12 protein-coding genes and 1 pseudogene are annotated in these 8,898 nt (G+C 59.7%); 7 read left to right on the top strand and 6 right to left on the bottom strand.

Going from position 1 to position 8,898, the window contains the following annotated elements:
* Positions 1-246: 246 nt before the first annotated feature.
* Positions 247-489 carry a DinI family protein gene (locus tag ACOI6Z_RS16655; RefSeq protein WP_004203750.1) on the top strand — a complete coding sequence of 81 codons (243 nt, stop codon included), beginning with the start codon at positions 247-249 and terminating at the stop codon, positions 487-489.
* 161 nt (positions 490-650) lie between these two features.
* Here ACOI6Z_RS16655 and ACOI6Z_RS16650 read toward each other — a convergent pair whose 3' ends face one another.
* On the bottom strand, positions 651-1,787 hold the full coding sequence (locus ACOI6Z_RS16650; protein WP_072096653.1) for a glycosyltransferase family 9 protein: 1,137 nt from the start codon (positions 1,785-1,787) through the stop codon (positions 651-653).
* Here ACOI6Z_RS16650 and ACOI6Z_RS16645 point away from each other — a divergent pair.
* The 3 genes and pseudogenes from ACOI6Z_RS16645 (at position 1,782) to ACOI6Z_RS16635 (ending at position 3,098) form a co-directional block, all read left to right on the top strand.
* A pseudogene (locus tag ACOI6Z_RS16645) lies at positions 1,782-1,938 on the top strand (hypothetical protein). The gene ACOI6Z_RS16650 and the pseudogene ACOI6Z_RS16645 overlap by 6 nt on opposite strands.
* A gap of 95 nt (positions 1,939-2,033) precedes the next feature.
* Positions 2,034-2,534 carry a YbaK/prolyl-tRNA synthetase associated domain-containing protein gene (locus ACOI6Z_RS16640; protein ID WP_050533957.1) on the top strand — a complete coding sequence of 167 codons (501 nt, stop codon included), beginning with the start codon at positions 2,034-2,036 and terminating at the stop codon, positions 2,532-2,534.
* 117 nt (positions 2,535-2,651) lie between these two features.
* Complete coding sequence (locus ACOI6Z_RS16635; RefSeq protein WP_044522266.1) at positions 2,652-3,098, top strand: DUF441 domain-containing protein; 447 nt, start codon at positions 2,652-2,654, stop codon at positions 3,096-3,098.
* On the opposite strand, the gene ACOI6Z_RS16630 is transcribed toward ACOI6Z_RS16635, so the two are convergent.
* Positions 3,082-3,876, bottom strand: coding sequence for an AraC family transcriptional regulator (locus tag ACOI6Z_RS16630; protein WP_072096654.1), 795 nt, complete (start codon positions 3,874-3,876; stop codon positions 3,082-3,084). The two genes, ACOI6Z_RS16635 and ACOI6Z_RS16630, sit on opposite strands and share 17 nt — an antisense overlap.
* Before the next feature lie 107 nt (positions 3,877-3,983).
* Here ACOI6Z_RS16630 and ACOI6Z_RS16625 point away from each other — a divergent pair, with 107 nt between their 5' ends.
* Positions 3,984-5,159 carry a CynX/NimT family MFS transporter gene (locus tag ACOI6Z_RS16625; protein ID WP_072096660.1) on the top strand — a complete coding sequence of 392 codons (1,176 nt, stop codon included), beginning with the start codon at positions 3,984-3,986 and terminating at the stop codon, positions 5,157-5,159.
* 31 nt (positions 5,160-5,190) lie between these two features.
* On the opposite strand, the gene ACOI6Z_RS16620 is transcribed toward ACOI6Z_RS16625, so the two are convergent.
* A complete protein-coding gene (locus tag ACOI6Z_RS16620; protein WP_032452478.1) occupies positions 5,191-5,883 on the bottom strand; it encodes a CTP synthase in 693 nt (230 codons plus the stop codon).
* Positions 5,884-6,028: 145 nt separating this feature from the next.
* Here ACOI6Z_RS16620 and ACOI6Z_RS16615 point away from each other — a divergent pair, with 145 nt between their 5' ends.
* Positions 6,029-6,538, top strand: coding sequence for a DUF523 domain-containing protein (locus ACOI6Z_RS16615; protein ID WP_048297281.1), 510 nt, complete (start codon positions 6,029-6,031; stop codon positions 6,536-6,538).
* Between the two features lie 4 nt (positions 6,539-6,542).
* Complete coding sequence (locus ACOI6Z_RS16610; protein ID WP_074186182.1) at positions 6,543-6,881, top strand: DUF488 domain-containing protein; 339 nt, start codon at positions 6,543-6,545, stop codon at positions 6,879-6,881.
* On the opposite strand, the gene ACOI6Z_RS16605 is transcribed toward ACOI6Z_RS16610, so the two are convergent.
* The 3 genes from ACOI6Z_RS16605 to ACOI6Z_RS16595 form a co-directional block, all read right to left on the bottom strand.
* Entirely contained in the window at positions 6,871-7,110 is a 240-nt protein-coding gene (locus ACOI6Z_RS16605; RefSeq protein WP_023289245.1) for a DUF333 domain-containing protein, read from the bottom strand. The two genes, ACOI6Z_RS16610 and ACOI6Z_RS16605, sit on opposite strands and share 11 nt — an antisense overlap.
* 265 nt (positions 7,111-7,375) lie before the next feature.
* Positions 7,376-7,627 carry an ogr/Delta-like zinc finger family protein gene (locus ACOI6Z_RS16600; RefSeq protein ID WP_004213128.1) on the bottom strand — a complete coding sequence of 84 codons (252 nt, stop codon included), beginning with the start codon at positions 7,625-7,627 and terminating at the stop codon, positions 7,376-7,378.
* Positions 7,628-7,670: 43 nt separating this feature from the next.
* On the bottom strand, positions 7,671-8,810 hold the full coding sequence (locus tag ACOI6Z_RS16595; RefSeq protein ID WP_009486470.1) for a phage late control D family protein: 1,140 nt from the start codon (positions 8,808-8,810) through the stop codon (positions 7,671-7,673).
* Between the last annotated feature and the right edge of the window lie 88 nt (positions 8,811-8,898).

Here is an 8,898-nt window from a genome sequence, read left to right as displayed (position 1 = left end):
AATATATATACAGTAGTTTTGCCGGTTTTGCCGGTCAATATCGGCTCCAGCTATCAATCTCCAGCACTGAAATAACTCCTTGATGTCACTGAAGGTCACCGTCGTCGGTGGCGAACCGTTTGCTGCTTTTGCGCGCAGCCCCTCTCCCGCGCGAGGTGGCGGATACGCAGCGCCTCGGCAATCGCTTGACACTGTACATTAATACAGTAAAACTATCGCCCGCGATCAGCATACAGAGGACAGAATATGTTTGTGGAACTGATTTATGACAAGCGCAATTTTGCCGGGCTGCCGGGCGCCAGAGAGACCATTCTTAACGAGCTGACCAAACGCATGCAGCGCATTTTTCCGGAGGCGGAAGTGCGGGTGAAGCCGATGATGACGCTCCCGGCGATCAACACCGACGCCAGCAAGCATGAAAAAGAGCTGATCAGCCGCACGGTGCAGGAGATGTTTGAAGAAGCGGATATGTGGCTCACTGAAGAGTGATGCCGCCCGTCGTTGGCGGCGCCCCCCTCTTTAAGAGCTTTCCCGGATGTGGCAGAGCCACGGGCAACAGTACAATAGCGGCGGTTGCAGACTGGCAATGCAACCTTCGCTCACCTGCTGGCTCTTGCATACGGCCAGCAGGTGAGCCTCCCCTCATCGCCTCACAGCGTCTCCGGCAGCGCCGCCATTATCCGATCCACCAGCTCGCGATGCTGATGCACCTTCCCGCATTTAACGATAACCTGCCTGGCGTTGTCATAGCCCGGCGCCCACAGACGGTTGTTGAGCAGAACGTCCTTGTAGACCGCGATCAGCGGTTTGTTCCACGCCGCCGCCATGTGCACCACCGAGGTGTCCGGGGAGATAATCAGCTCCGCCTGGGCAATCAGCGCCATCGCATGGTGCAACGTGTTAAATGGATTAACCACCACCTCCGGCGGCAGCGGGATGCGGATCTCGCGCCGGTGATCGAGCAGAATCACCGCGATCCCCGGATGGCGAGCCAGCAGCTTGTCGAGGAGTTCGGCCAGCTGCGTCTGGGAGAGACTCCGGTCGGCATGGCCGGCAAAAATATTAATCACTACCGCTTTTCCGCTCAGCGACGCCAGATACTGCGCCACCTCCTGCATAATCGGCCCGGGGATCGCCAGGTCGTAAGCATCCAGCCCGCAGGTGTCCAGTTTGAGATAGTCGGCGATCAACTCGAACGTTTTCGTCACGTGCCAGCGCTGGCAGTCAAAATCAAATGAGTGGGAGTAGTGCTTAATCGACGGCCATTTATTAAACCCGAGCACCGATTTCGCTTTTATTTGTCGGAAAAGCCGTAGACGATGCACGGGAATATCGAACAGCGAAGGGTCAATAATAATATCGTACTTATTATTAGCCAGTTCATTAATAACGTCGCGGGGAACGTTATGATTAAATTTTCGCAAAAAATCGGCGGACGTGACCGGGTCAGCTTCATAAATATGGCGGATCCGCGGGTTATAACGCATCACCTGGCTATTAGAGGTCGTCAGCAGGAAATCAACGATATAGCCTGACTGATGCAGGCATTTCACCAGCGCGGAATCCACAACCACATCGCCGACCGCCCCCTCATTGCGCATCAGTAAGACGGTTTTCGCGGACGACAAATCCACCGGCTGACGGCGTCGGCGATCCCAGAGCGCTTTCGCCACTCCCACCCGCAGGGCATTACGTACTTTCTTAGTAAAGTAATTTCGCCGTCTGTTGAGCTCCCTTATTTTATTAAACTTCTTGCGTGGGGAACCCTGCATGGTTGCATCGTGCATCATCCTAACCTCATTACGGCAATCATTAATATTCTGTGTCGTCCGATAAAGACTGAGCGAAATAAAAAAAGTTCGATTGAAAATGAAAATCATTCTTTTTTTTATTTACAAAACTCATCCAGCCCTGCGGGATTGCAACACAGCACTGTGAAGCAATAATGAGCGAATGATGAATTTCCCGGCCCACCGTTGGCAGGCTGGCGCAACAGCGCTAAGCTGGCTGCTTTATGCTGTCAGGAGGACGCTATGCTTGAAGCAGTAGAAGGTAATATCCACCAGCGACTGTGCGCGCTGCTCGACGAACACCAGGCGCGCTACCGGGTGATGGCGCACGACGCGGTCGGCCAGTGCGAAGCTGTCTCGGCGATCCGCGGCACCGCGCTTGGCCAGGGCGCGAAAGCGTTAGTCTGTAAAGTAAAAGGAAACGGCGTCAACCAGCATGTGCTGGCGATCCTCGCCGCCGATCAGCAGGCCGATCTGGCCAGCCTGGCCCGGCATATCGGCGGCAGCAAAGCCTCGCTGGCCAGTCCGGCGGAAGTGGAGGCGCTCACCGCCTGCGTGTTCGGCGCCATTCCCCCCTTCAGCTTCCATCCGGCGCTGCGCCTGCTGGCCGACCCGCTGCTGTTTGAGCGCTTTCCACAAATCGCCTTTAACGCCGGGCGCCTGGACCGGTCGATCATTCTCGATACCGAAGACTATTTACATATCGCCCGACCGGAGATCGCGACCTTTCGCCGTCTTAGCTAACCGGGCATCGGCCCTGATTTCCGCCGCATGGCGCAAAAATCCTGTTTATTCACGCCACGATGCGTAGAGTAAGCGGGATATTTTTTAGCTTTCTTTTTTTGGCAAGGACCTCTGTACATGTTTGATACCACCCTGTTGATCCTGCTGGGTCTGGCGGCGCTCGGCTTTATCAGCCATAACACCACCGTAGCGATCTCCATCCTCGTGCTGATTATCGTGCGCGTCACGCCGCTGAACGCCTTCTTTCCCTGGATTGAGAAACAGGGACTGACCGTCGGGATCATCATTCTGACTATCGGCGTGATGGCGCCCATCGCCAGCGGCACGCTGCCGCCGTCGACCCTGATCCACTCCTTTATGAACTGGAAATCACTGCTGGCGATTGCGGTCGGGGTGTTTGTTTCGTGGCTCGGCGGGCGCGGCGTCTCGCTGATGGGCTCCCAGCCGCAGCTGGTGGCCGGACTGCTGGTCGGTACGGTGCTCGGCGTCGCCCTGTTTCGCGGCGTCCCGGTCGGGCCGCTGATTGCTGCCGGGATCATCTCGTTGTTTATTGGGAAGTCGTAGCCAGGCTGCCGTGATAGCGGCCCGGCGTCTGTCCGAGCCCTTTCTTAAACATGGTGATGAAGGCGGTGGTGGAATCGTAGCCCAGCGCCTGGGCCGTCTGCTGCACCGTCTGCCCGCGGATCAGCTGCTGCAGCGCAAGGATCAGCTGCAGCTGATGGCGCCAGCGGCGAAAGCTCAGCCCCGTTTCACGCACTACCAGCCGCGCCAGATTGCGCTCGCTCATCGCGAACTCCGCCGCCCACTGGCTCAGGGTCTGCCAGCGCGCCGGATCCTCGGCCATCATCGTCACCATCTGACGAATTTTCGGGTGGTTCGATACCGGCAGTTGCAGGTGCTCCTGCGGCTGCCGGGGCAGCTCATCAAACAGCACCTGCACCAGCCGGGCCGTGGCGGGGGCGGCCAGCGACTCGCCGCCGCGTTCCGCCAGGGTGAGGATCAGCTCCCGCACCAGCGGGGAAATCTTTAACGTACAGCAGCGGTCCGGCATCGGCGCGGCGCCCGGCTCAATGAACAGGAAGCACACCTGGGCGCCGGGGGTGGCGCGGTTACTGTGGGAAAGCTGCCCCGGGACCCACACCGCATACTGCGGCGGCACCATCCACATCGCGTTCTCCACCTCGCAGGTCAAGGCGCCGTGCAGGGCGAGGATCAGCTGCCCCTTACGGTGGGAATGCGCCGGAATATACTGCTCCGCCTCCACCACCCGAATACGAAAGGCAATAGCCGATTCGTGGCCACTGTCCGGTTCATAACCATCCAGACCCAGTCCGATCATCATGTTGTCCGATATTAGCGATAATCTGTCATTTTAGCTTGATTTAAACAGGGGACAAAGTCGCTATCGTAACCCCCCTCGTTAGTTACCTTGAGAATGATATGTCTTCTGTGATCTCCTCCACCGGCCGCCGCCCCGCGCTGCTGATTGCCGGTATCCTGCTCATCGCCACCACCCTGCGCGTGGTCTTTACCGGCGCGGCGCCGCTGCTGGACGCGATTCGTAGCGACTATGGCCTGACCACCGCGCAGACCGGGCTGCTCACCACCCTGCCGCTGCTGGCCTTTGGCCTTGTCTCGCCGCTGGCGGCTGGGGTTGCCCGCCGGTTCGGCATGGAGCGCAGCCTGCTGCTGGCGATGCTGCTGATCTGCGCCGGCATTGCCCTGCGCTCCCTGCCCTCCGCTGCATGGCTGTTTATCGGCACGGCGGTGATCGGCTGCGGCATTGCGCTGGGTAACGTGCTGCTGCCCGGGCTGATTAAACGGGATTTCTCGCAGCATGTCGCCCGGATGACCGGCGCCTATTCCCTGACGATGGGCGGCGCGGCGGCGCTTGGCTCGGCGCTGGTGGTCCCCGTGGCGATGGCCGGATTCGGCTGGCGCGGGGCGCTGCTGCTGCTGATGATCTTCCCGCTGCTGGCGCTCGTCAGCTGGCTGCCGCAGTCCCGGCGTCAAGCGGAGGCGCCGCTGACCGGCTCAGGCGCCATGCATAACCGGGGGATCTGGCGGTCGGCGCTGGCCTGGCAGGTGACGCTGTTCCTCGGCATCAACTCGCTGGTCTATTACGTGATTATCGGCTGGCTACCGTCGATTCTGCAGAGTATGGGCTATAGCGAAGCGCAGGCCGGCTCGCTGCATGGCCTGCTGCAGCTGGCGACCGCCGCGCCCGGCCTGGCGATACCGCTGATCCTGCATCGGCTGCGCGACCAGCGCGGGATCGCGGTGCTGGTCGCCCTGATGTGCGCCATCAGCGCCGCCGGGCTGTGGCTGCTGCCAGGGCTGGCCATCGGCTGGACGCTGCTGTTCGGCTTTGGCTCCGGGGCCACGATGATCCTCGGCCTGACGTTTATCGGCCTGCGCGCCAGCTCGGCGCACCAGGCCGCGGCGCTGTCGGGGATGGCGCAGAGCGTCGGCTATCTGCTGGCCGCCTGCGGACCGCCGCTGATGGGCAGGATCCACGATGCCAATGGCGACTGGCATATTCCGCTGCTGGCGGTGGCGCTGATTTCGCTGGTGATGGCGGTCTGCGGCGCCCTCGCCGGGCGCGACCGGGAGATTCATCCCTGAAGATGACCGGCAGCGCCCGCTGCCGGTAGGGTTATTGTGCCGCGGCGCGCAGCAACGCCTGCACCAGCGGCGCAGGACGCCCGTCCAGCGCGTGGCGTTCATGTTGAAACAAGGTGGCGACAAAAAACGGGTGCGTCACCAGCTCGACGGCGCGGATCTCGCCCTCTTCATCCCAGCCGGTGACGCGCAGATCGCCCTGCTCCAGCTCCGCGGCAAACGCGCTATCCACCCCGTAGCGGCAGTGGTAGCCCTCTTCAATGCTCTCCCGACCATAGGCGCGGGCAATCAGCGTATTCGCCCGCAGCTCGACGACGGCAGAAGTCTCCACCAGCGAGCAGCTGAGGGGAGCGATCACCATCCGCCCTTCGCTGTCGGTTTCCGCATGACCCGCGTCCTGCCAGCCGAGCACGTTACGGGCGTATTCAATCACCGCATGCTGAAAGCCGCCGCAGGTGCCGAGGAAAGGAATGCTGTTTTCACGGGCATAGCGGATAGCGGCAAACGCGCCTTCCGGGTGACGATACGGGCTGCCGGGAACGACCCAGACGGCATCGTACTCCGCCAGCGCGTCGCCGGAGGCGATCGACGGGGTGGCGAGCCAGTCATATTTCACCGGCTGCTCCAGCACGGCGGCAGCATCGTCTATCGCCAGGGGAATGGCCTGATGGGCAACAATATCGGGGTGATAATCGCCGACGAGGGCGAGGCGTAAAGGGGTTTTCATAGCAGGTTCCTTATGTCTGGACGAGACGAGCAGCACAAGGCACGTCAGGATAGCGATCCCCTCCGCGGAACACAATCCTTATTTTCACCCCACCGCCGTGGCCGGTGGGTGAGGTATACTGGAGCAAGCGCAAAAGGGAGAAAGGATGAAAAGTAAGCTTTTGGTCAGCGCCTGCCTGATGGGATTCCAGGTGCGATATAACGGTAGCGAGAAAGCGCAGCTGGCGGCGACGCTGTCCCGCTGGCAGCAGGCGGATCGTCTGGTAATCCACTGCCCGGAGCTGGCGGCCGGTCTGCCGACGCCCCGCCTGCCGGCGGAGATCCTCGGCGGCGCCGGCGGCGATGTGCTTGCCGGACGGGCGCGGATCGTGGAAAGCGACGGCCGCGACGTCACGGGACATTATCAGCTGGCCGCCTGGCTGGCGCTCAGCGCCGCCCGGGAAGCGGGATGTCAGGCGGCATTACTCACCGACGGCAGCCCCACCTGCGGCAGTCAGTTTATCTATGACGGTTCCTTTCGCGGGCGGCGCAAAGCGGGCGCCGGCGTGGCCGCCGACCTGCTGCGCGCTCACGGCATCACGGTATTTTCCGACGGGCAGATCCCGCAGTTGCTCGCCTGGATGGTACAGAGGGAGCAGGATGATGATTCAATGTAAACGGGTGTACGATCCACAGGAAAGCAGCGACGGCTACCGGGTGCTGGTCGACCGTCTCTGGCCGCGGGGGATTAAAAAAGAGGTGCTGGCCTGTGATGAGTGGTGTAAAGAGTTAACGCCGTCCGCTGAGCTGCGGAAAGCCTTTCACGGCGAGGCGATCGATTTCGACCACTTCAGCCAGCGCTATCGTCAGGAGCTCGACGCCCATCGCGAAACGGGCCTGCGGCTGGCGGCGCTGGCGCAGCGCCAGCCGCTGACGCTGCTGTACGCCGCGAAGAACACCGAGCAGAATCATGCCCGGGTGCTGGCCGCCTGGCTGGCGGCCCTGCCGGTTACGATTTAGCCGGATGGTCCCGGCGCCATAGCGCCCACTCATCGAGGGTTTCGCCGCTGGGCAGCTTGCACTGGGTGCTGACGCCCTGCGGCGTTTGCACCGGCACCCGGGTGCCGCCGGATTGCTGACAGTAGACCGACGCGGGATTGGCCATGCCGATGGTTTTCGTCGGCGCGGTGGGCTGCGGCTGGGCGCAGCCGGCCAGCGCCAGGGGCAAAATAGCCAGTAACTTTTTCATCTTTTCTCCCTTTCTTCAATTCCCGGGGATTTTAGCCTGAATCTCCACGTTTTCTCCATCTTGCCTGCACTTTTCCCCCGTAGAGTAGCCCCTGTTCTCGAACTGACCAGAGAACAGATCATTCCATAATCAATGAGTTTTTCCCCGTCGCCCCCGACGGGGCTTTTTTTTGGGATTTAATAAATTGAAATAAAAGGATTTATTTCAAAAGTGTCCACATATCGACCACATTGACAAGAATAGCCCCCTTTACAGGGGGCTATTTTTATACCGCAAGACTAAGTTGACTGTTCCCGTAATGAGAAGCCGGGAAAGCGTCGCCGGGGATAAATCCAGGAGGCAAAGGATCTGCGCTGGTTGAGCGCTTCGTTACTCTGCGCTCTACGGTGTTAAGTGTCGTGAATGACTCGCTGCATTCAAGATTCTGGCATTGATGATATTGCCGGATGGTGAACTCGCTTAACCGGCGGCTGGTGCGGGTGCGGGCGTTTGCGCCGCAGTAGGGACAAACAAACATGATGATCTCCCATAGGGAGTTGAACTCACGGCTATTATGGCCGCTACTGTTCAGTTTCTGCAATCCAGTCGCTTATTTTCGCCTCAAGCTCCATTTTCGTGGTAAATCCGTTATCACCGATCACATGTTCCGCTCTGGCAATGATCCAATCCTGAGTATCAATTTCAGGCTTAAAGCCCGACACGGTCAGATGCATACCCGGATATAAATCGGCGCGGCCGCGCGCCAGGGTTATCGAAAACTGTGCCGCGCCTTTCTGGAGTTGTATCCATTTTGCCGCAGCTGCGCGCCTGGCCGCCGTTTCGTTCTGATAGGTTTTACGCAAAACATACACGTTACCTTCAGCGCCCTCCATGTAATCCCCCTCCGGCCGGCTGCTTTTCTCCTCAGCCTTTTTTCTGGCAGTATTTGTTTTGCGCTTAGTGACCTTGACCGGTTTTTTCTTGCCGAAATTAAGATCCAGCCAGTACGCCCGCACGCCGGTGTAAGCATCGCGATCGGCAATGCGGAACCTGTGACGATCTCCGCTGGCACGGGTTATCTCAGCCGATGGCAGCGCCCTACCAGATGCACTAACGCCGCCCCCAGGCAGGATAAACAGCAGACAGCCATTTTTCACGGTGGCAATGGCCCCCAACATCTCCGCCATGCGCGTTAAAAACGACATGTCGCTCTCTTCGGTCTGATCCGCATGGTCGATCTCAATGTCGATCAGGGCCTCGCTAATCATCGGCTTCAGGTCATAGCGCCGGGCAATGGCCGATACCACCCGCTCTACCGTCAAATCATGCCAGGACACCTCCCGCCTGACGTTCATCTCTTCGCGAAAATCAGCGCTGTGCGCGGTGATGTCGATAACATCCGGCGGCCCGCTATGCCCCACCTCGTCAACGGTGTAGAGACCTTTGTAAATCAACGCCTCACCCATCCAGCCGATGGACACCGCCAGCTCCGCACCACGTGGGGGTAAATCTGTTACCCCGTCAGAGTCATCTACTGACAGGGTTAGCTGGTCAGCATCAAAACCGTTGTTATCTGTAACAGATAACGAGGTGATGCGGTCGGCCAGTTCGGTCAGGGCAACCCCACCCAGCGTGATACTAAAATCCGGTGTCTTTACGACCTCACTTAATTTTTCTACATACGCTTCGGCTGCTGTTGTCAGCGTGTCTGCTATCGACATAACTCCCCCGTTTTATGCTGATGATTCCATGCCCGCGCGCGGGGCTGAATCCCTTTTTGTTGTCAGCGAACGGGCAGACCGGCAACCA

Origin of the sequence: Klebsiella sp. C239, assembly GCF_048822715.1 — a bacterium.
Classification (GTDB): Bacteria; Pseudomonadota; Gammaproteobacteria; order Enterobacterales; family Enterobacteriaceae; genus Klebsiella; species Klebsiella quasipneumoniae.
Note: the sequence above shows the minus strand (reverse complement) of the source record. Positions and strands in the feature narration are given on the sequence as shown.

What these genes read in the sequence shown, in the direction of transcription:
- ACOI6Z_RS16655 (WP_004203750.1), top strand. Translation starts at nt 247, where the DNA reads ATGTTTGTGGAACTGATTTATGACAAGCGCAATTTTGCCGGGCTGCCG.
- ACOI6Z_RS16650 (WP_072096653.1), bottom strand. Translation starts at nt 1,787, where the DNA reads ATGCACGATGCAACCATGCAGGGTTCCCCACGCAAGAAGTTTAATAAA.
- ACOI6Z_RS16640 (WP_050533957.1), top strand. Translation starts at nt 2,034, where the DNA reads ATGCTTGAAGCAGTAGAAGGTAATATCCACCAGCGACTGTGCGCGCTG.
- ACOI6Z_RS16635 (WP_044522266.1), top strand. Translation starts at nt 2,652, where the DNA reads ATGTTTGATACCACCCTGTTGATCCTGCTGGGTCTGGCGGCGCTCGGC.
- ACOI6Z_RS16630 (WP_072096654.1), bottom strand. Translation starts at nt 3,876, where the DNA reads ATGATGATCGGACTGGGTCTGGATGGTTATGAACCGGACAGTGGCCAC.
- ACOI6Z_RS16620 (WP_032452478.1), bottom strand. Translation starts at nt 5,883, where the DNA reads ATGAAAACCCCTTTACGCCTCGCCCTCGTCGGCGATTATCACCCCGAT.
- ACOI6Z_RS16615 (WP_048297281.1), top strand. Translation starts at nt 6,029, where the DNA reads ATGAAAAGTAAGCTTTTGGTCAGCGCCTGCCTGATGGGATTCCAGGTG.
- ACOI6Z_RS16605 (WP_023289245.1), bottom strand. Translation starts at nt 7,110, where the DNA reads ATGAAAAAGTTACTGGCTATTTTGCCCCTGGCGCTGGCCGGCTGCGCC.
- ACOI6Z_RS16600 (WP_004213128.1), bottom strand. Translation starts at nt 7,627, where the DNA reads ATGTTTGTTTGTCCCTACTGCGGCGCAAACGCCCGCACCCGCACCAGC.
- ACOI6Z_RS16595 (WP_009486470.1), bottom strand. Translation starts at nt 8,810, where the DNA reads ATGTCGATAGCAGACACGCTGACAACAGCAGCCGAAGCGTATGTAGAA.